Annotated in this window: 16 protein-coding genes, 2 tRNA genes and 1 pseudogene; 11 read left to right on the forward strand and 8 right to left on the reverse strand. The window is 47.9% G+C overall.

Annotated elements, in window-relative coordinates:
- Positions 1 to 22 precede the first annotated feature (22 nt).
- Together AXFE_RS03800 and AXFE_RS03805 are read left to right on the forward strand one after the other, a co-directional pair.
- On the forward strand, positions 23 to 652 hold the full coding sequence (locus tag AXFE_RS03800) for a YdcF family protein (protein WP_052604555.1): 630 nt from the start codon (positions 23 to 25) through the stop codon (positions 650 to 652).
- A 30-nt stretch (positions 653 to 682) separates the two neighbouring features.
- Positions 683 to 754, forward strand: a tRNA-Gln gene (locus AXFE_RS03805).
- A 457-nt stretch (positions 755 to 1211) separates the two neighbouring features.
- Here the strand turns inward: AXFE_RS03805 and AXFE_RS03810 are convergent.
- A tRNA-Glu gene (locus AXFE_RS03810) sits at positions 1212 to 1287 on the reverse strand.
- 346 nt (positions 1288 to 1633) lie between these two features.
- Between AXFE_RS03810 and AXFE_RS03815 the strand changes: the two genes are divergently transcribed.
- From AXFE_RS03815 to AXFE_RS03835, 5 genes are all read left to right on the forward strand, one after another.
- Positions 1634 to 2467: an aminotransferase class IV gene (locus AXFE_RS03815; RefSeq protein ID WP_052604556.1), complete on the forward strand. Its 834-nt coding sequence runs from the start codon at positions 1634 to 1636 to the stop codon at positions 2465 to 2467.
- 52 nt (positions 2468 to 2519) lie between these two features.
- The gene (locus tag AXFE_RS03820) at positions 2520 to 3536 is read left to right on the forward strand and encodes an XdhC family protein (RefSeq protein WP_052604557.1); all 1017 of its coding nucleotides are present in this window, start codon (positions 2520 to 2522) and stop codon (positions 3534 to 3536) included.
- A 373-nt stretch (positions 3537 to 3909) separates the two neighbouring features.
- Complete coding sequence (locus AXFE_RS03825; RefSeq protein ID WP_052604558.1) at positions 3910 to 4965, forward strand: alanine dehydrogenase; 1056 nt, start codon at positions 3910 to 3912, stop codon at positions 4963 to 4965.
- Between the two features lie 9 nt (positions 4966 to 4974).
- Entirely contained in the window at positions 4975 to 6348 is a 1374-nt protein-coding gene (locus AXFE_RS03830) for an NAD(P)/FAD-dependent oxidoreductase (protein WP_052604559.1), read from the forward strand.
- A gap of 137 nt (positions 6349 to 6485) precedes the next feature.
- Positions 6486 to 7751 (forward strand): aspartate aminotransferase family protein, encoded by a 1266-nt coding sequence (locus tag AXFE_RS03835; RefSeq protein WP_052604560.1) that lies wholly within the window; start codon positions 6486 to 6488, stop codon positions 7749 to 7751.
- A 798-nt stretch (positions 7752 to 8549) separates the two neighbouring features.
- Here AXFE_RS03835 and AXFE_RS03845 read toward each other — a convergent pair.
- From AXFE_RS03845 to AXFE_RS03855, 3 genes are all read right to left on the reverse strand, one after another.
- Positions 8550 to 8801 carry a hypothetical protein gene (locus AXFE_RS03845; protein WP_052604562.1) on the reverse strand — a complete coding sequence of 84 codons (252 nt, stop codon included), beginning with the start codon at positions 8799 to 8801 and terminating at the stop codon, positions 8550 to 8552.
- Positions 8802 to 9152: 351 nt separating this feature from the next.
- On the reverse strand, positions 9153 to 10589 hold the full coding sequence (locus AXFE_RS03850; RefSeq protein ID WP_052604563.1) for a gamma-aminobutyraldehyde dehydrogenase: 1437 nt from the start codon (positions 10587 to 10589) through the stop codon (positions 9153 to 9155).
- A gap of 120 nt (positions 10590 to 10709) precedes the next feature.
- Positions 10710 to 11927 (reverse strand): saccharopine dehydrogenase family protein, encoded by a 1218-nt coding sequence (locus AXFE_RS03855; RefSeq protein WP_052604564.1) that lies wholly within the window; start codon positions 11925 to 11927, stop codon positions 10710 to 10712.
- A gap of 494 nt (positions 11928 to 12421) precedes the next feature.
- Between AXFE_RS03855 and AXFE_RS03860 the strand changes: the two genes are divergently transcribed.
- Positions 12422 to 12913 (forward strand): Lrp/AsnC family transcriptional regulator, encoded by a 492-nt coding sequence (locus AXFE_RS03860; protein ID WP_052604580.1) that lies wholly within the window; start codon positions 12422 to 12424, stop codon positions 12911 to 12913.
- Positions 12910 to 14298: an aspartate aminotransferase family protein gene (locus tag AXFE_RS03865; RefSeq protein WP_052604565.1), complete on the forward strand. Its 1389-nt coding sequence runs from the start codon at positions 12910 to 12912 to the stop codon at positions 14296 to 14298. Before AXFE_RS03860 ends, AXFE_RS03865 begins: the two co-directional genes overlap by 4 nt.
- Before the next feature lie 286 nt (positions 14299 to 14584).
- Here the strand turns inward: AXFE_RS03865 and AXFE_RS03870 are convergent, their stop codons facing one another.
- Positions 14585 to 14854: a hypothetical protein gene (locus AXFE_RS03870; RefSeq protein ID WP_152625844.1), complete on the reverse strand. Its 270-nt coding sequence runs from the start codon at positions 14852 to 14854 to the stop codon at positions 14585 to 14587.
- Positions 14855 to 14950: 96 nt separating this feature from the next.
- Here AXFE_RS03870 and AXFE_RS03875 point away from each other — a divergent pair, with 96 nt between their 5' ends.
- Entirely contained in the window at positions 14951 to 16579 is a 1629-nt protein-coding gene (locus tag AXFE_RS03875; RefSeq protein ID WP_052604567.1) for a class I adenylate-forming enzyme family protein, read from the forward strand.
- Here the strand turns inward: AXFE_RS03875 and AXFE_RS03880 are convergent.
- From AXFE_RS03880 to AXFE_RS03890, 3 genes are all read right to left on the reverse strand, one after another.
- Positions 16576 to 17352, reverse strand: coding sequence for an enoyl-CoA hydratase-related protein (locus AXFE_RS03880; protein ID WP_052604568.1), 777 nt, complete (start codon positions 17350 to 17352; stop codon positions 16576 to 16578). The genes AXFE_RS03875 and AXFE_RS03880 overlap by 4 nt on opposite strands.
- Before the next feature lie 294 nt (positions 17353 to 17646).
- Positions 17647 to 19992, reverse strand: a complete 2346-nt coding sequence (locus AXFE_RS03885) for an MMPL family transporter (RefSeq protein ID WP_052604569.1) — start codon at positions 19990 to 19992, stop codon at positions 17647 to 17649.
- A gap of 83 nt (positions 19993 to 20075) precedes the next feature.
- Positions 20076 to 20600: a MarR family winged helix-turn-helix transcriptional regulator gene (locus tag AXFE_RS03890; RefSeq protein ID WP_052604570.1), complete on the reverse strand. Its 525-nt coding sequence runs from the start codon at positions 20598 to 20600 to the stop codon at positions 20076 to 20078.
- Positions 20601 to 20862: 262 nt separating this feature from the next.
- Here AXFE_RS03890 and AXFE_RS19045 point away from each other — a divergent pair.
- Positions 20863 to 21528: pseudogene (locus AXFE_RS19045) on the forward strand (IS1595-like element ISAxf1 family transposase); the annotation flags it as partial.

Here is a 21528-nt window from a genome sequence, read left to right on the forward strand (position 1 = left end):
GCTCACTAAATTAAAGATAAAGATGAAAAGCACTACTGCAAAAAAATCCGTCCTTTACCTACTTTTTTTGATTGTTGGAGTTCCACTCATAATCTTCTTGGTTCTATTGGGCAAAATTTACACCTTCGGAAACCATGACTTCATTCAAAAAGCAAAGATTGAAGTAGTTTTAGGTGCCGCAGAATTTAACGGAACCCCTTCAAACGTTCTAAAAGCACGACTGGACCATGCGGCACTCTTATACAGACAAGGATTCGCGACCACCATAATCACCACCGGTGGCTCTCAGAACGGGGACCTCTACACCGAAGCCGGTGTCGGTAGAACCTATCTAATCTCGCTCGGGATACCGCCTGCAAATATTATCGCCGACGCTACCGGAAATGACACCTACCAGACAATGGTGGCAGTCAGCAAAACGCTCAAATCTTTCGGCGCCACTAATGCAATATTTGTCTCCGATCCATTCCATGAATATCGGGTCTACCTAATCGCTTCTCAGCTTGGGATCTCGGACATATCGTCGCCTACACGAACCTCACCCATACGCGGTCTGTCATCGATAACCTATTACTTGCGTGAGGCCGTCGCAATTGAGATGGCAAAATTAGTGGGATTCAAATTCCTTAGCGTTCTCAGACACGGAAGCTAGTGTTTGGCCATTAGATTGTTTAAAAGCCTTTCGGGGGTGGTGTAATCGGCAACACAGCAGGTTCTGGCCCTGCTATTGGGGGTTCGAGTCCTCCCCCCCGAGCTTTTGACTTTGGCCAATCTAACTTTGGCCAAATGCCTAGGTCTTGGACTTGCAAAGACAAACATTACAAGGTGATATTACAAGGTGATATTACAAGGTGATATTACAAGGTGATATTACAAAAAGTCAGCACGATCAAAGTCTCTCCAATAATTAGAGTCCTTCCAATAGTAGAGATTATCTAAAATACGTGTCGAAACGTATGCAGATTCCACTCATGCTCCACCCAAGAACGAACTGGTGAAATTGCCAAAGTGTGGTAACCAAAGTGTGGTAACCAAAGTGTGGTAGTCCTGGCGAGTAACATTTGGTCGAGTGACATTTAAAGAGATCAGAGATTTGACCTTCGCCAAACCACAGAGCCGCCTTTAGTGATGGCACGGGTGAAAATGGCATCAATGAAGCTCGATAGATTGGCGCTCTGAATCATTCAAGATAATCCAAATATTGGCAATAGTGGCAGCCCCAACGGGGTTCGAACCCGTGTCTTCACCGTGAGAGGGTGATGTCCTAGACCGCTAGACGATGGGGCCTCGCGTGTAGGAGAACATTCTATACTGCGCCTTTAGGTCGTCCTACCTTGAAATGAAAAAACACAACAATGTGGCTTAGAACTATGGATCGAATTCTAGATCGGTGAGACTACGGCTCATTTTTAGCTATTGAAAGATAGCTCACCTGACCGCCACCTTAGCTCGTAGCACTCAGATCCCACCAAAGCCTCCCAACAAGGCGAATTCGGGCTTCGATAAACTTCACAGATATCAATTACTCTCCAACGACAGACCGCGCTATCTCGCGTCAGCTAGAGTTGTTAATCACCATCTATCGCAATAATAGAATCGCCTGAGGATCCCGATTTAGAAAGCAGAGACTCCCATGAGCCACACGTACATCAACGGTCGACTTTTTGAAACGAATGATGCTGCAGTTTCAGCTCATGACCATGGACTGGTAACCGGCGATGGAGTCTTTGAGACGCTAGCGGTCTACGATGGAACCCCCTTTGCCGTACGACGCCACCTGCAGCGGCTAGCTCGGTCAGTCGCGGGAATACGACTCGCACCTCCAGATTTAGACGAAATTGAAAGAGCTATCTTTGAGGTAGTGGCCAAGGATGAGATCTCATTTGGAAAGGTAAGAGTGACCTACACCGCTGGAAATGGGCCACTTGGTTCCGACCGAGATAAAGACGCATCCCCGCTCTTGGTAGTGGCGGCAAGTCCACTCGCTCCACTATCACGGACTGCCAGGGTATCGATAGCTCCATGGCCCAGAAACGAACGAGGCGTTCTTTCGGGGCTAAAGACAACATCCTATGCAGAAAATGTAGTAGCGCTCGATTGGGCGCTTTCACAGGGATCGAACGAAGTCATCTTTGCAAACACAAAGGGCGACCTATGCGAAGGATCAGGTTCTAATATCTTTCTCGTGGTTGATGGGCAGTTGATTACCCCTACCCTTGAATCGGGATGCTTGGCTGGCGTTACAAGAGATCTTATAATTGAATATCTTGGCGCAAAAGAGATGGACGTCCCTATCTCAACCTTGGTCTCAAGTCGCACCTCCGAAGCCTTCCTTGCCTCAACCCTAAGAGATGCTCAATCCATCACCCACGTCGATGAAACACCTCTACACAACGCCATTGGGCCAGTATCACTTCGCATCGCAAAAGAGCTCAAAGAGCTGATCATGGATAACCTAAACCCCTAAAACTTCAAGGCGTATATGCTCATGACCGACCCAGCAATTCAGGAGTAAACCATTGGAACAGCATCTAATCGCCCGATCTATTATTGACGAGAATGCCAAGAGCCCGGTTGCTCTGGCGCGAATTATATCTATGAGTGGTTTCGGAGGACGGACATCCGGAGAGTTTCTTGCCCTTGGCTCGCGTTTGAAGCTGGGATCTCTAATGTTTGGATCGATGGATCGCGAAATCGAAGAGGCTGCACGGCACCTCGTTGCGACTTCATCCAAGGGAATTCTCAAGAATATCGATCTCGGTGATCGCGATGCAGTCGCAGCGGGTCTCGCATGTGGAGGTAGCGCAAGAGTCGCTCTTCAGCCTATCAATGGGATTTTGCTGGAGTCAATCCTTGCCATATCCAAACGAGATGTCGTTGGCGTGGTTTCACAAATCGCAGATGACTCGGTAGTTACCTTGGGAATGGCGCAACTCAATGAAAAGGCTCGATTCGACGACGACTTTCAAAAAACTCCTGCCCATGCTAAGACATCTGAGCGCCTTGTAGAATTAGTTACACACCGTAGGTCTGTCTCTACCACCGAGACTATCGAGGGGTTAGAGCTTCACTTTGAAGTCTTTTCTCCACCCTCTACCGCTGCCATCATCGGTGACTCTGAGCTAGCCAGGGCCATTGCTGCGCAGCTTTCTCTTTTGAATATCACCTCCCGTATAACGGATACGGTCGAGACCGCAATGGATATAATTTCGGGTTTCGGAGCCAACGATGCGCTAATTGTCTTGAGTCATGACCACGCCATTGGAGTTCCCTTGTGTGCAAAGCTGTTGGAGATCAACGGGGCTTACGTCGGCGCACTTGGGTCTAGGCATACCCAATCGATTCGAAACGAAGCACTCATACAATTAGGTGTTGCTCCCAGCAAAGTGTCGATGATCTATGGACCTATCGGACTTGACATTGGCGCTAAGACACCCGCAGAAACTGCAGTTGCCATTGCTAGTGAATTTCTAGCCCATCGAAGTGGCCGTGCTCCTTCGAGCCTAGTTAACGGAGATGGACCGATAAACGGCTAAGTCAGACCTAGGAACTCTCCTTAAAAATTAGATGAACCAACCAAGATGGGCTAATAATACCGTCGTCCATCTTGGTTTCCGACTCCCTTAGACGCCTCTTTAATCCTCCATAATAGGGCCAGACCTTAGGTAACTGCCTTGGGGAGTAAATTCTAATTAAAGACAATTTTTGAAATCCCTTTTGTATTTAATTCCAATATCGTAGGCGACCAGCCGCGCCTATCTTCATAATTCTGAAACATCACTTGGTGTAGCCTTGATTAAGTTGAGACGTAAAGCGTTGCGCATCAGCGCGCACCCTCTTCGTCGACACTAATAACAGGTACATAATCGTCAGAACCTTCCATGGTGACGATTCGTCAAGGGGATGAATATGATTCGCACAATCGGAATTCCAGCCGAAACAAAAGACGGCGAACGAAGGATTGCGCTTGAGCCATCTGCGGTCAAGATGGCAATATCGGCTGGCTTCGAAGTCCGTATCCAGCAAGATGGGGGAGTTGGCGCTGGCTTCACCAATGAAGACTACCAAGCAGTCGGAGCAAAAATTGTTCCTACGGCAGCCGACGTTTGGGAATCCGATCTAGTTTGCAAGGTAAAAGAACCCCAGCCCAGTGAGTGGGGGTACTTCCGTGAAGGTCTTCACCTATTTGCCTACCTACATTTGGCTGCAGAACCAGACCTTGCGCGTGCTCTAATGTCCTCTGGAGTAGAAGCATTTGCATTTGAGACTCTCTCATATCCTAAGGGCCTTCCTTTGTTAGCTCCAATGAGCGAAGTTGCAGGCCGGGCGGCTGCAATCATGGGTGCGTATTACCTAGCGAGCGGTTCAGGAACTCTTCTTGGCGGATCGGCTGGTGTTCTTCCGGCGCGCGTTGTCGTGGTAGGAATGGGAGTAGCTGGAACTATGGCTGCTCGAGGAGCTCGCGGAATGGATGCCGAAGTCACAGGGGTTGATATTGATCTAGCCAGACTTCACGAGCTACAACAACAAGGGACAATTACCGCATCTTTGGCATCGTCCGAAATGGCGATAGCTGAAGTTGTGAAAAACGCCGACCTTGTCGTAGGCGCTGCTCTCGTGCCAGGTGCAAAAGCACCTAAATTGATCACTCGGGAACACATTGAATCAATGAAGCCAGGTTCAGTGGCCGTCGACCTTGCAATCGATCAAGGAGGCTGCATCGAGACCTCACGTCCGACCTCTCTATCTCATCCAACCTTTGTCGATTCCGGAGTGGTCCACTACTGCGTAACTAACGTACCTGGCCAATACCCGCGCACATCGTCGAGGGCACTTAGCGCTGCCGTTGCACCGCGACTGGTAGACCTTGCTAGGGACCCTGCTTCAGAACGACTCGCTGGGGCACTAAATGTCTCCAAGGGCAAGATCGTCTATAAGGCCGTCTCAGAATCTTTAGGATTTTAAGGTCAATAAATGCTAACTTGGCCTTCGCCAAAGAGTCTTTGGCTCGCGCAACTTGATCCAATCGTTCCCACAAATCCCATCAACAAGGACTTGACGATAGACATTGGAATTGCTGGTGGAGGCTATAGCGGTCTCTGGAGCGCCTATTACCTCAAAAAAGCCGATCCTTCATTGAGAATCGCGATCTTTGAGGCAAAATTCGCTGGCTTTGGCGCCTCTGGAAGAAATGGGGGCTGGGCTTCGGGCTTATTCGCCTCATCTAAACAAGCCATTGAAGATCGATACGGTCGACAGTCAGCAATCGCCCTATATCGGTCTCTCAATGACTCGATCGACGAGATCGGCAAGGTCACTCAAAGCGAAGGCATAGAAGCCGACTTTCACAAGGGCGGCACCATTATGGTGGCACGCAATAAGGCTCAGCTCGATCGTGCCTCGGCATTCGTTCAATCTGAGCAAAACTTCGGATTTGGCGAAGACGTACAACTGCTCGATGGCGCTCAAGCACAAAAACGCCTCAATGCGACCGACACTTTAGGCGGCGCATTTACGAAACAATGTGCTCGAATTCACCCAGCAAAACTAGCTCGAGGCCTAGCACAAGTAGTACTTGGAATGGGCGTTCAAATCTATGAACAATCACTGGTGACAAAGATTGGTCCACATGACCTTCAAGTGAATGGCCGAGGGATAAAGTGCGAAGTGGCAATCGATGCCCTCGAGGGATACCGATCACTCCTATCTGGGCAATCTCGAGTGACAACGCCCATATACTCGCTTATGATTGCAACAGAACGCCTTTCCGACCAGCAATTCGCCGAGATCGGCCTTGGGGACTGTGAAACCTTCGCCGACGAACGCAATCTGATCGTCTATGGCCAAAGAAGTGCCGACAATCGAATTGTCTTTGGTGGTCGCGGAGCCCCCTATCACTTTAAATCAACCATTTCACCTAAGTTTGATTATCAAAGTGACGTCTTTGACAACCTAAAATCGGCATTAATTGAGCTCTTCCCATCATTGCGCGCTACCAAAATCCAATACCAATGGGGTGGTCCGCTGGGCGTTCCCCGCGACTTTTTTTCATTTGTTCGTTTCGACCTAGGACGAGGTATTGCGAGCCTTGGAGGCTACGTAGGTGACGGTGTCACTACATCCAACCTCGCTGGCAGGACACTTTCGGATCTTATTCTCAATAAAAAAAGCGATCTAAGCGAACTCTGTATCGTAAATCACAAAGCAAGAAAATGGGAGATGGAACCACTTAGATACCTAGGTGTAAACGCTGGCTTATGGGCAGCAGCTCAGTCAGACAAATACGAAAATCAAGGACTCCCTCAACCATTAACGGCGACGATTCTCAATCGACTTACCGGCCAATGAACTAAAAATCAGACCAATTACCCTCTAGGCGGAACCCTAAAAGGTTTCGAAAATATAAAGCATTTTGATCGATGGCCCCTAGTACGCCTTCAACAAAATTGCCACCATGGTGGTATAAGACAAAAGGAGAAACAAAGATGACTCAAAGATCTCATCTGTCACCAGTGTGGTCCCAACTAACGGGGCTAGACGTTGTTAGCGGCTCTGGGGCGACAGTTAAAACCCAAAGTGGTGAAGAATACTTAGACTTTACAGCTGGCATTGCTGTAACTTCGACCGGCCACTGTCACCCCAAGGTCGTGGAAGCGATTACTAATCAAGCCGCCCGCTTCATACACGCGCAAGTGAACATCTACAAGCACGACCTTCTTGAGCCATTAGCTGAAAAGTTAAATGAAATAACGCCTCAATCGATCGATACCTTTTTCTTTTCCAATTCCGGAGCTGAAGCTACCGAAGGTTCAGTCAAACTAGCCAAAGCAGCGACCAAAAAGCCCCACATAATCGTATTTCAAGGGTCATTTCACGGTCGAACTGCTCAAACCATGGCTATGACGACGGCAAAAACTGGTTACAAAGCTGGTTATGCTCCTTTTCCATCGGGAGTGTTCGTATCAGAGTTTCCCGATCCAAGCACCAGTGGCCTTGACGAAGCGGCAGCAGTCAAGAGGGCCCTCGATAACTTCGATCTTTTGCTAGCAACACAGACCGCCCCGAGCGAAACCGCTGCCGTAGTTGTTGAACTAGTACAAGGCGAGGGAGGGTATCGCCCGGCGCCCAAGGCCTTCGTCCAAGGATTATATGAGCGAGCCAAAGCAAAGGGTATTCTCTTTGTCGCTGACGAAGTTCAGTCAGGTTTTGGGCGCACCGGCAAGATGTTTGCACTCGAGCACTACGGGATAGAGCCAGACATTATGGTAATGGCCAAAGGTATCGCCTCTGGGTTTCCATTCTCGGCGATAGGCTCATCCTATGAAATCATGGAACGTTGGCCCGTAGGCAGCCACGGAGGAACCTACGGAGGAAATCCAATAGGCGCCGCCGCAGCACTGGCAACAATTGACATCCTGAGATCTGAAGGATTTCTTGAAAATGTGGTGGCAAGAGGTGCTCAACTTAGATCGGGTTTAGAAGAACTCAAAGCTCAGTATGAAATCATAAACGACGTACGTGGCCTTGGAATTATGTTAGGTTGCACGATTGTCGACCCAGCAACTGGGTTACCAAACGGTGAACTTGTCAATCAAATTCTCAGACACGCACGCGAAAATGGCAAAGTAATCCTTATGAATGCCGGTACCTACAATAACGTCATTCGGTGGATGCCACCTCTGATCGTCAATGAGAGCCAAGTTGCGCAGGCACTCGCTGCATTTGAAGCTGCTATCAAAGCAAATCTCTAACTTATGCTCCCTTGATAGAGAAGATCGACAATGAGCGACCGCGAGAACTCTTCACGGTCGCTCATTGTCGAAATCCCAGGGTCCATCCCGCCTGAGACAAGGTCGAAATTATCTCCTCGTTGCAATCAGAGTCGCCCATGGACCGTGGGCGAAACCAAGTAATAGCTAAAACAATGTCCGAGCGAGCCAGGCAACCCTCAAGAGGCCAAGGGCGGCCTTTGTATTGTTCACAGAAATCTAGCGTGAGGCGACAAAGCACGACAGGGCCAACTCCAACTTTAGGATCATTGACACTTCATCGAGCATCATTCCAAGGGGCGGCCATGGGCAAGATTTTGACACAGGCACGCTAAGGTTTACTCACACTCGATGCATCCGCTCACTTCTACCTAAAATTCGACAGAGCACCATCCCAATCAGCCTTTGGTACCTTTGTAAAATTGGTGGAACTCCACTCGAACGCAAATAAAGTTCCGAGCGTCAACCTTGCCCTAGATTCGAAACCAAGCGATTCCATCACTCTCATCTCCGACGAAGAGATTGGGTCGAAGAGGACTTTGCAACTATTGAATCGCCTGAAACCGGAGTTAAATTTCCACCCGTGCAGAGCAATCTATTGATTAGGATTGTTGGAGTTGCTCCAGAGATCGCCTTTGACGCTGCGAAAACTGTGACTTTACACTCATGGGTCACAAACTATCTAATCGCCAGCCGAACCATCTTTTCCTCCCGATCCAATGGAGATATGACGGGTTTTATCGATGGTAGGAAAAATCCAGAGATAACAAAAGCCAATGGCTAAAGCTCAATCTCTTCGTCAGCAAAATTAGCGGCAGGAACTACTCTTGCACTGGTGCAAGAGTGGCATAATAAGCTCGACGCTATCGAAGGATGATCGTTTAAATCCAAAAAGTAATTGGCCGAACCAATTAGGAGGCTCTTGAACTCGACGACAGCCACATCTCCATTGATTTTCACATCTCCAAAGCCATCTAAGGAGTTCAGCTGTCGCGAAAAAGAGATCTGTAGAAATCTTTTGCCTATCGGCACTCTTCATCGATTCCGCTAGGGCCGACCTCGTATTTGTGGCATTCCCTGACAATCAAAGGTTTCCAACTGGCTATATTTACAGACCATATTTAGGGGCCATTATAGGAATAGCTTACGGCATTCGAAACAGCCCAACTAGAGGTTCGTGGTGTAACACTCCAATTGGAGTGTTACACCACGAAGTAAGTTCAAAGATCACCTCATTCAGATAGGATTTTTGTGCGTGAGGTTAGACGATCCCAGAGTTCCAGAAATGCCATCTTGATAAAGGACTAAATATCGAGTAAAGACCCATCTGGAAAATTCATAGCCCAAAACTCTTTCGGCCCTGATTTTATGGCCAAGCAGGGTCTATTCTCCTATATAGCTCATGACGTGCTTGATCCTCGTATAGTCCTCAAAACCATACATTGACAGGTCTTTTCCGTACCCGGAGTGCTTGAAACCTCCATGTGGCATCTCGGCAACAAGAGGAATGTGCGTATTGATCCATACTGCTCCAAAATTCAGCGACTTAGCCATTCGCATGGCCGTACCGTGATCCTTGGTCCAAACTGACGATGCAAGTCCGTACTCAACATCATTAGCAGATTTTAAGGCTTCGGCTTCATCGGAAAACTTTTGAACTGTAATTACTGGTCCAAAGATCTCAGATTGAACGATCTCATCTCTCTGCAAAAGGCCACTAACTACCGTTGGAGTCAAAAAGTATCCGTCCTGGCCAACCCTTTCGCCGCCAGTTTCAACTTGGGCATGATCTGGTAATCGCTCAAGCAGTCCCATCACTCTAGAGAGCTGATTTGAGTTATTCAAAGGACCAAAGTCAGCTTCGTCAGCAGGCTTGCCGACCTTAGTTGCCTTAGCGGCTTCAGTCAATGCGGCCACAAAGTCACCATAAACCTTAGATCCCACCATCACACGTGCCGCAGCAGTACAGTCCTGTCCAGCATTGAAATAGCCGGCAATAGCGATCCCTTGGGCAGCTTTCTCGACATCGGCATCGTCAAAGACTATTACAGGTGCATTTCCGCCTAACTCCAGATGGACTCGCTTTAGATCTCTAGCAGCCGTCTGGGCTACCTCTATGCCTGCACGGACCGAACCGGTAATAGATACCATCTGCGGTATCTTGTTCTCGATAAGAGCCCTCCCCGTATCGCGTTCGCCACAAACCACATTGAATACTCCCGCCGGAAGAAACTCTGCCATGACCTTGGCCATAAAGAGCGCTGACATCGGTGTGGTATCCGATGGCTTCAAAACCATGGTATTTCCTGCAGCCAGAGCAGGCGCCCACTTCCAGACCGCCATCATCATTGGATAGTTCCATGGAGTAACACTCGCACATACTCCTATGGGCTCGCGCCTGATCATCGAGGTATGGTCACGCATATACTCCGCTGCTGAGCGACCCTCAAGATTACGAGCTGCTGCGGCGAAGAAGCGAATCTGATCGACCATCGGAGGAATCTCTTCCGAAATAGTCAAGCCAATGGGCTTGCCTGTATTACGGGATTCAATCTCAACAAGCTCCTTAGCATTCGCCTCAAGGGCATCGGCAATCCTAAAAAGCGCCAAGGATCGCTCCGAGGGCGTCGTCTGCCCCCATTCTTCAAACGCACTTGCCGCAGCCTGACAGGCGAGCTCAATATCGCTTGCGTCAGAGAGGGGTGCACTGGCATAAACCGCACCTGTTGATGGATCAATAATATCTGAGGTGGAACCAGAGCGAGCATCGACCTCTTTGCCCGCAATAAAGTTCCTGATAGTTTCCTTAGACTCGCTCAATTTGCGCTCCTTGTTCCTAATTGATTCGAATTATACCCCAAGACCAGCTAATCCTGGGAGTAAGTCGTTCCTGTTATAGTTTGAATTTCCTGTAATATCACCTAAAAAAACAACATTTAATTAGACAATCTCCTCACGCATCCCCCACGGCGATTCATGTTTTACCAGGGAATCTAGGAATGGATCAGGGTCAAATGCCTCCGGTCCTAGAACTCCCCTCGCGGCCCATACCCCACTAGAAATTAGCTCCAGTGCTATTACGGGGTTTATCGCTGTCTGCCATACGACTGCTTGGCATCCCCATTTCGCCATCGTCTCGTCATTGTCCACGACGTGGTAAAGATATACTGCCCTAGCTTTAGAGTCCTTATCGAGACCACTTACATACGTCCCTGCACAAGTCTTTCCATGCATCATTGGACCTAAATCTATTGGATTGGGCAAACATGCACCTACGACATCGCGAGGAGAGACTGAGACTTCACCCACTGTTATCTTTTGCGCGTTATCCAGCCCAAGTTTATGAAGGGTCTTTAGGACTGATATGAACTCATCGCCAAGGCCATATTTGAAGGTAACTCGATTTGCTTTGAGCCATTTTGGAATCAACACAACCTCTTCATGCTCTACGTTCACACATTCGACTGGGCCAATTCCGCCAGGGAAGTCAAAGACCTCTGCCTCAGAAAATGGCTCCGTTGTGTAAAAACCTTTATTTGCTTCGTAGATCAAAGGGGGGTTGAGGCACTCTTCAATCGTCGTCCATATTGAAAATGTCGGAGCAAAGTCGTACCCCTCCACTACCAAATTCGCTCCATCTCTCACCCCTATCTCGTCGATCTGTGAGAAAAGATGCTTGCTCGCATACGCCGCGAAGATGTCGCTCAGTCCGGGTTCGACGCCAACGCCAACTAAAGCAAGTAGCCCCTTCTCCTCCCAGAGGTTAGCCTTTTCAAATTGCGCATCCCCCAGCATTACGCCGCACTTAGAATAGGGATCGCTCGGATGTGGCTTAGAGAGCGACATTGCCATATCGACATAAGTACATCCATACTCGTATGCAGCATCAAAGATCGGCATTACAAAACGCGGGTCACAGGCGTTCATAATCGCATCTATCTCAAAAGCAGAGGCCAAAGCCACTATCTCCGTCACAGAACTCGCGTCTAATTTGCTATAGGCAACCGCGGAGTCATCAAGATTGGTCTGTCGTGCAACGTATCGCGCCCTGTCCTCATCGATATCCGCGACACAAATAAAACTAAAGCTTTCGAACTTGGAAGAAATCTTTACAATCGCTTCCCCAACGCCACCAGCACCTATCACTAGGACTCGCATTCAACTCCCCTAACCATCAAAGACACCACCAGAAAGCAATCACCTGAAATAAAGCCAGATCCACCAGCACATTCAAATACGGTAAATTGGAATAACCTCTAACTCAAGCCAACAGCTCCGCGGTAGGAATCGTATTGTTCACAACCACAAATATCCACCACTGCTGCCGCCGAGAAAAATAAATCAACCGATCCGTAACCAAATGGGCACCGACTCCGTCGTATCATCAATGATCCACTGCCTAAACTACATTGAAAACGCGGTCGAAGTATGGAAAACGCATAAAAATGGACAGAAATTTTCGGAATCGCTAGAATACGCATACCAAAAATGTAAGAATCCTTCGTAAAGATCTTTTTCCAAGAACAATTCGCGATACAATTGCGCACAGAACTGTTGGAATCATATCTTTCCATGAACTTATATCTTTTGGAGTAATCAAAGTGGAACGAGCATTACGCCCGGTGAGAGGCGGCGGGGGAGCAGTAGCGCCCATAACAAGAAATGTGGAACCTTTAAGAAATGACAGTCGAGGACTTTTTACCTTAGACGACAAATCAAAACAGCTGATTGAACTTCTACAGATTGACGGTCGCCGTTCCTATGCAACTCTTGCGAAAGAGGTTGGCCTTTCAGAGGCAGCCGTTCGCCAAAGAGTTCAGCGCCTTATCGACCAAAATGTAATGCAGATCGTGGCTGTGACAGACCCTCTTTCGGTTGGTTTTACACGCCAAGCGATGATCGGTATAAGAGCCGATGGAGACCTTCGAAAAGTATCAGAGACAATTGCAAAAATAAAGGAGGTTGACTACGTAGTAGTTTGTGCAGGTCGGTACGACTTGCTCGCTGAGGTCGTCTGCGAAGACGATGCCCACCTGATGGAAATTCTCAATGACACCATTCGAAACGTTCCCGGCGTCTCGTCGCTGGAAACGTTTGTCTATTTGAGACTGGAAAAACAATCATATGCCTGGGGTGCAAGATGAACGATAAAAATAATTACAGTAAATTCGATTCCGACAAGCTATCCGAAATGGCGCGCCGTCATCTTTGGATGCACTTTACACGTCTCTCCTCCTATAACGAAGCAGAAATTCCCATCATGGTAAAGGGAGAAGGCGGCTACGTTTGGGACTCCCATGGGAAGCGCTATATCGATGGTTTGGCTGGTCTTTTTGTGGTTCAAGCAGGACACGGTCGTCACGAACTTGCCGAAGCGGCGGCCAAACAAGCTAGCGAACTTGCCTACTTCCCCATATGGAGTTACGCACACGCTCCAGCGATTGAACTTGCCGAAAGGTTAGCTTCGTTGACTCCTGGAGATCTAAATCGCGTCTTTTTCACCACGGGCGGCGGTGAAGCTGTCGAAACCGCCTTCAAGCTGGCTCGGCAATACTTCAAACTAACCGGCAAACCAAAAAAGACCAAGGTTATCTCCCGAAACATCTCTTACCATGGCACCACTATGGGAGCGCTCTCTATCACTGGTTTAGCCGGCATAAAAGCTGATTTTGAACCACTAATACCCGGCACCTTCAAGGTGGCCAACACAAATCGCTACCGTTGTGTCGATTGTGCGAATTCACCTGCATGTACTCTTCACTGCGCTGACGACATTGAGCGAATGATCAACTACGAAGGGGCAGATACAATAGCTGCTGTCTTTCTTGAGCCGGTTCAAAATGCCGGAGGATGCTTCACGCCACCCGATGGATACTTCGATCGGGTTCGAGAAATCTGCGACAAATACGATGTGCTGCTGGTAGCCGACGAAGTAATCTGCGGTTTTGGTCGTCTGGGCCACTACTTCGGATCGCAAAAATACAACTTTGTACCTGATATGATCACTGTCGCCAAAGGTATGACATCGGGGTATTCTCCAATCGGCGCTCTAATAGCTTCCGATCGAATTATCGAGCCTTATCTAAAGGAGACCAATACCTTCTTACATGGCTTTACATTTGCTGGTCACCCAGTATCAAGTGCTGTTGCTCTAGCCAATCTTGACATCTTCGAGCGCGAAAACCTCCTAGGAAATGTACTAGCCAACGAGGGATACTTTAGGGAATCTCTTGAAGGGTTGCGAGATATCTCTATCGTAGGTGACATCCGAGGAACTGGATACTTCTACGGAATCGAACTCGTCAAGGATCGATCATCCAAGGAGACCTTTAGCGACGACGAATCAGAACGACTGCTTCGTGGCCTTCTGACGCCAAGGCTCTTTGAGGAAGGCTTGATCTGTCGAGCCGATGATAGAGGTGATCCCGTCATCCAACTATCGCCTCCACTAGTCATAGGTAGGTCGGAGATAGACGACATAGTCGGAATCCTAAGGGGCGTTCTAAGCGAAGCCGCGGCGTTGATCTAAGACTACCAAATTCAAAATCTCCATAAAGATCGCCTCTAACATTCAAACTTTGGAGGCGATCTTTATGGCTTTCATACAAGTCAATCTCTCTTTTTTGCCGAACATGTAACAGGATCATCAGCTACAAATGGCTCGAGCACCAAGAACTTGAGTTCTCTCTCGTTCGGCCTTTGTTTGAGACCCCCAGCCTCTTTGAAATTTAGCCACAAACGTCACCACTTGGCTCACAAATATCTCTAGGTCATTTGGAATAATCCGCAATATAGAGACGCACAAGCCATCTTTGTCAGAGGGCACTACTCGCAAAGATGGCTATCTCGTGGAATCTCGACAATGGTTCAAAAGGCAAAATTTCACCAACTCTATTTAAGATTTTCCGCTTTAGCACCAGTGGACTGACCCTTACCAAAGAGACCTCGGCCGATCCCTTTCTATAACCCCAAAGGCCGCCAATGCAAGAGGCCTTGATTTTACCAGAGCGCCACAGAGCACAGTTCTTGGCCCAGTGCTCACCGGGCCAATGATGCAAGGGCATATCAATTGCCGGTTCATTCAAGATGGCACCTTCGTTCTGCCAGATCAAAATATACCAGTCAATCAATAAAAGGCAGATTGATCACGTCCTCAAATGGTGCCTAACTAAAATAAAGAAGTGCCACCAATCAATAACGACGGATCTCCATCCTTTATCAAGATAGTCACCAATGAAACCCGTTTTGACCCACTCGATCTAACTATCGCTTCGATAAGCGAGCTCAACCTAAAGCAAAACCATTCGAACTTCATCCATTCAGCCAAAACTGGCTGGTTAAGTGGGGCTCAATTCTATCAAATTGCACAAGGTCAGGCCAAGATGCTAAGTTCGACCTTCGATTTGACGCCTGGATCAAGAATTGCCCTCAGCGGACGAGGTTCAGTTTCTTTTGCCACGACCTTTCTTGCAGCCCAAATTCTGAGATTGGTAGTCGTTCCGATAAACCCCAACTACACAGAACGAGAGCTCACTTACATCTTGAAAGACGTGCGTCCCGCCGTATTCGCCTGCGATGCAATTGATCAACCCAATCTGGAGTTCATCACCAAACTCCGCTTTGACAAAGATCCATATATTGGCCCTGGATCGCACCTTCCGACCACGAATAGCTCCATATCTCTAATCACCTACGATGAAATCAATAGACGAGGCACGGATCAGTCCAGCCTTTATGAAGGCGAGTCTCCGTATGGGAAAATAAATGTAGATGGACAAACGGCCCTTCCCTGTAGTGGCAGTCCTTCTGATATAGCCCTATGTGCATATACCTCAGGAACAACAGGTAACCCCAAGGGCGCACTTTTGAGTCACAGCAATCTCATCTCCTCGATACAAGGGCTATCTGTGGCATGGGATTGGAAGTCGTCCGATCGGCTACTCCTAACCTTACCCCTATTCCATATGCACGGTCTAGGAGTGGGGTTGATCGGTTCAATGGTAGTTGGATCGTCGATTGTACTAGAAGAAAAATTTGATCTAGAAGCGGTCTTTAGCGCTATCTCGGCCCATCGGCCCTCGCTCTTTTTTGGAGTACCAACGATCTATGGACGATTAGTTGGAGACTCTCGATCAAGTAACTTCTCAAAGTTCAGACTTATAGTTTCAGGATCTGCCCCGCTCTCCCCACAAACATTCGCCAAAATAGACCAAGTAATGGGACAACCTCCCCTGGAGCGATACGGAATGACAGAGACCGTGATGAACACCTCCAATCCATTCGACGGAGCTAGAAAGGCCGGTAGCGTAGGCAAACCTCTATGTGGAGTCAGCGTTGGAATCGATAACCGAGGTGAGATTTGGCTCAAGGGTCCCAACATCTTTCAGGGGTACCTCGGTCAAGAAGAAGCTACAGCAAAATCTTTTGCCAACGGCTGGTTTGCGACCGGCGACGTCGGAAGGTTTGATGAAGATGATTATCTAATTATCGATGCTCGCCTAAAGGATCTCATTATCACCGGCGGATTTAATGTTTACCCACGAGAGGTCGAGGATCAGTTGCGCGCTCTCCCACAAATAGCAGAGGTAGCAGTGGTCGGACGTCAAAGTGAGATATGGGGCGAGGAAGTAGTGGCATTCATAGTTTGGAAGAGCCTCCCACTGAAAACCTCAGATCTGATAGATCTTCTAAAAGCTCAATTAGCACCTTATAAGGTTCCAAAAGACTTTATCTCAATAGATGCTCTTCCTAAAAACGCGATGGGCAAAGTCTTATCAAAAGAGCTAAGAAAAATGGCCCAAGACATCTAACGTCCTTCGAACTTTGGCTGTCGCTTCTGAGAAAAAGCCTCTAGCGCCTCTAGATAATCTCTCGATGAGAGTGTCTTTTCGCTCATCTCGTTCGCCACATCAGCCACAGAGTCGCCGCCATTACTAAGCGCCTCAATCACTCGCTTAGTAGCCATAATAGATAAGGGTGCATTCTCGGAAATCTGGCGAGCAAGATCATCTACATATTCCCAAATCGCATCCGAAGCGACGCTCCTAATGAGTCCGATCGACTCCGCTTCGACTGCACTTAGGCGAGCCGCGGTAAAGATCATCCACTTGGCATTAGTCGGACCAACCAATTCAACCAAGCGCGAGAGCGAACCAAGGGGGTAGGAAATTCCCAAACGAGCTGGGGGAACTTGGTAGATCGAATCAGCTGCTCCAATTCTAAAGTCACAAGCTACAGCGATTGAGACACCCCCTCCGATACAATATCCCTCTATCAAAGCGATGGTCACCTTAGAGGTCCTACGAAGACGCAAAAGTGCCTTCTCGGTATTTTCATCGTAGGTATGCGAGCTTTGGCCACTTTGACGCAGGTCTTTAAATTCAGAGATGTCAGCACCGGCCACAAAGTTGCCATCGCCACCATGTACTATGACCACTTTGACGTAATCATTCGAGTCAACGAGGCGGATACAATCGTCGAGTTGACCCCACATATCCTGCGATATCGCATTTTTGCGCTCAGGATTAGTAATTAGTATCTCTGCAATTGAACCGATTACTCGTGTGGTTACACTTCCTGACATGACGTCCTTTCTAGGGAATGTCCTTCGAGGCCCTTCATGACATATTAAACGATTAACTCAGAGATTTGGCCGAGCGATGCGATTTCTTATCGGAGCGAGGCTCTAATAGGACCAGGGAATCGGCTCTTAAAAGTCGCTATGACAAGACTCTAGCGAACAACAAATAGGGCCGAAAACGGTTCAGAACAAGTGCCGATTCGACAAAAATCCCGCCTTTTTGAGATGAAAATAGTCTCGGCTCCATCGCATCATCCAATGAGCAACAAAGCCGAGACTATTGGTCAAAGAGCTAACTTACTTTACGCCGATAGTCACATCGCCGCTTGGTTCATTTGGATTATCCATTTCAGCTTGCTCAGCCTCCCACCTAGCAGCCTCGAGGTCAGAGTGTGATTCCTTGAAAAGATGAGATGGCCACCAATTCCAATGACCCAAAAGGACCACAACACTAGGGACCAAGAGAGTTCGGACCAAAAAGGTATCCATAACGATTCCAAGAGCAAGGCCAAAGCCAATCTCTTCTACCTGGGAATTTCCTAGCTGGGCGAGAGCCAAAACCGCAAAGGTACCAGCTAGGACCATTCCCGCCGATGTCACAGTCGACCCAGTAGCATTTAGGGCGACCTTCACTGCAGAGCGAAGATCTCTATGTTGGGCCTCTTCGCGGATTCTTGTCATAACCAAGATGTTATAGTCCTCTCCCAGTGCTAATAGGAAGAGGAATAATAGGAAGGGTAAGACAAAGTTGAGTCCGCTATTTCCGCCGAAGTAGATAAAGACAATAACGTCAGCCCCAAGTGCGGCAAGATACGAGAGAATGACGGAGATCATCAGATAAAGAGGCGCCACACCACTTCGTAAAACTAAAGCTAGCAGAACACCAATAATGATGATGACCACTGGAACAATCTTGACAAGATCCGAACTCGACGAAGATGCAATATCGTATGCTGCTGGAGCTAGACCAGCAACTCCATATTTTTCAGCCCCGAACTTATTCGCAACCGCTCCCACCTGAGAGCGAATCAACGGTGTAGCATTCAGCGCAGCGGTCGAAGCTGCATTTCCAGCGCTCAGACTTGTTACGAATAAAATGGTTCTTCCATCTTTGGAGATGAACTGATACTCGCTACGATACGCCTGATATACCTTCGGAGGAATTGATAGGTTTGCCGGTTCTATGGCTGGCAGTCCAGCTGGTGAACCCAACTGTGCATTCAGTGCACTTAGCTGGCTTGCGCTAAATTTGGTAGCTAACACATTGAAGGGACCAAACACTGACTTTAAGGTCGACTGGTGCGAAAGATCGGTTTGCATAGCCTCTATATTGGATAGATTTGACCAAACCGATCTCTTGAACTTGAAGATTACCTCCGTCGGATTGAAGCTCGATGAAGGGAACTCCTTGTTTAGGATTTGAGTACCATAGTAAGAGTCAGAGCCCTTAGGAGCGGTGCTTGCCGAGGCAAACCCAGATGGCGAATTGCCAAATGATGCAACCGCCAAAGAACCAAAGATAACGAGACCTATGATCAATGTAGTTACAGGCCTAGTTACAACCCTCGCTGCAATCCGTCCCCAGAGTCCTACTTTTGGTTCTCCAGGACGCGTCGAGGTTGGCCAAAAGACGGCACGACCCAGAACCGCTAAAATCGCTGGCAACAGAGTAAGGCCTGCGATCAGCATCAGAGCAACACCGATAGCTAGCGGCCAGCCGAGGCCCCGATAGAAGCCAAAAGAGGCAGTCACCAAGGACAAAAGCGCTGCGATAACCGTCGCCGAAGAGAAGGTAATAGATTCTCCGACTTTCTCAAGCGCCCTAGATACGGCAGCTTTAGGCTCTAGTCCACGACGAAGCTCTTCCCGCACTCTAAAGACCAAGAAAAGACCGTAATCAGTTCCGGCACCGATGATCAAAATAATAAAGAGAAGCTGGGTGACAAATGATACCGTAAACCCAGCTTTGGAGGCCTCCGCGATAATTGGACCTCCAGCTAGTACTACGAATACAGCTGGAAGCAGGGTTACAAACGGAGCCAACACAGCACGAAAGACAATGAGAAGAATAACTACAACCAGCAGAACTGAGTAGTTCTGAGCATTGCTTGGACCAGCGCTGTTACCAGAGTTTGAATCAACAGTAACCGCTGTCTGTCCTGCCAAGTGAACAGAAAGGTCACTCGGGACAGGTGTTGCCTTGATGGCAGAACGCAGGTTGCCCACTAGTGTCTTTAGACCCGTGGCACCAAATGGACCAGTCTTTGAGATTATCACTCCCTGGATAGCACGTTGGTCAGGCGAAACCCCTGCCACCTTAACCGAAAGTACTGTCGGCTCCTTTTTCATCGAAGCCAGAACGGCAACAAATGCAGCCCTATCTGTTGGGGAAAGTTTACTTTGACTAGTCTGTGCAACCACGATGACCTGGGAGTCGTTGGAGTTTAGAAATGGCGACGCTAAATTAGCGGCCTGTATCGAGGGAGAGCTAGATGCAAGAAATGCCCTATTGGAATTGGTAACCACCGAACCAAGCGATGGTAAGAACTGAATCGATGCAAAAGTGCCAGCGATCCAAAAGACAATGATAAACCATCGATACTTTACCGAAAAATGGCCCAAGCCTCTAAAAAATTTTTGCATATTACTCCTATTAGCAAATGACGACTCACTCTAAAATTTGGCGAATAATCGATAATCCAAAAACAACTATCTACCCTGGATTGTCAAGTCTCCACCTCCCGATCCAACACCGTAGGATTGCGTGGATTCGACTCTATCCCTTCCAAAAGTTCATCCAAAAGTTCACATAACATTCGAAATCGATCATTTCCCATCTTGTTGATGCCGCCTATGATCGGTTCCATTCGCTGATGAATCAATTGTGCAGCTACAGTTCCTTTATCCTTAGAAAGCGTTACCAAGGTCCGTCTATGATCGTTGGGGTCTTCAGTTCGATCCACCAGCCCTCCATTGCTCAATTGGCTCACCAGATTCGAAGTGGTAGCCAAAGAGACGTGAAGATGTACCGCTAGGTCAGAGACTGAGATTGGCTGGAATATCACGATATGAGAGAGTGCAATAATGTGACGAGGCGAAGGTTCTGGAACATCTCCTACTATCTCTTTTATGTTGGTATCCCGAAGAGTTTTCAACACGCCCGACATCCTAGACAGAAGCTCGAACGGCCTAGCATCGCGTTCAGTCTCACCCTCAAAAGGATTTCCTGAAAGATTGTTTCCCTCGGGCAAAACTTATTTCCCTCTCTTTTTGGTAATATTCCAACTTCACTCAACCCCAAAGGGGCCTACTTGGCCATTCGTCCAAAGGTCTTGAGTTGAAAGATGTATGTCTAATCATTAATTACTTCAGATAACAAAACTATATTAGTGTCAAAATAATTTCCGGAGTTACAATAATCTTCATACTTATCAAGTTTCGTAAGTTTCGCCTCCACCGAGACCAGATTGGAGCTAATCCTTAGTAGAACAGATGTTCTACTAAGGAGGCATGGTGGATCTCTCAGGCTTTATGGTACGCTTCGCTTCAGAGGAAGCATGTGAAGATCATTTGATCAAATTGCTTATGCTATGAGGGATTTAGATGCCCAAAGTGTGACTCTGACCAGTTTACCTTAATCAGGCCAAACCATCGAAGAAATGCAGCATCTCGAGCTCCACTTTTTCAATGTAAATCTTGTCACCGTCAAACTAGCGTTACCTCCGGAACCATCTTCCATCGAAGCCATATCTCTTTATCCAAGTGGTTCTCCGCTATCTATCTATTGTCCAACGACAAGCGTGGTCTTTCGGCTACTACCATTGCTAAATTCGTTCAAGTATCTTATTCGACTGGCTGGTTGATGCTAAATAAGCTACGAAAAGCAATGGCTGACCGAAATGGTTTATATAAACTTGGAGGAAACGTCCAGGTAGATGAGTTCTTTTTAGGTGGTGAGAGCCATGGCGAAGGCAGAAGAGGAAAGGGAACAAAACAAACCAATGTCCTAATTGGAGTGTCGATTAGCAATGGTGCTCCTACTCATTGCTTCATGGAAGTAATCAAAGATACCACTGCTAAATCATTCAAAGATGTTTTTGTGAGACGTTTAGATTCCGATACCAAGCTGATAAGTGATGGTAACCCAAGTTACGGGGTATGTGCTCGAGACCTTGGACT

The organism is Acidithrix ferrooxidans, assembly GCF_000949295.1.
GTDB lineage: Bacteria > Actinomycetota > Acidimicrobiia > Acidimicrobiales > Acidimicrobiaceae > Acidithrix > Acidithrix ferrooxidans.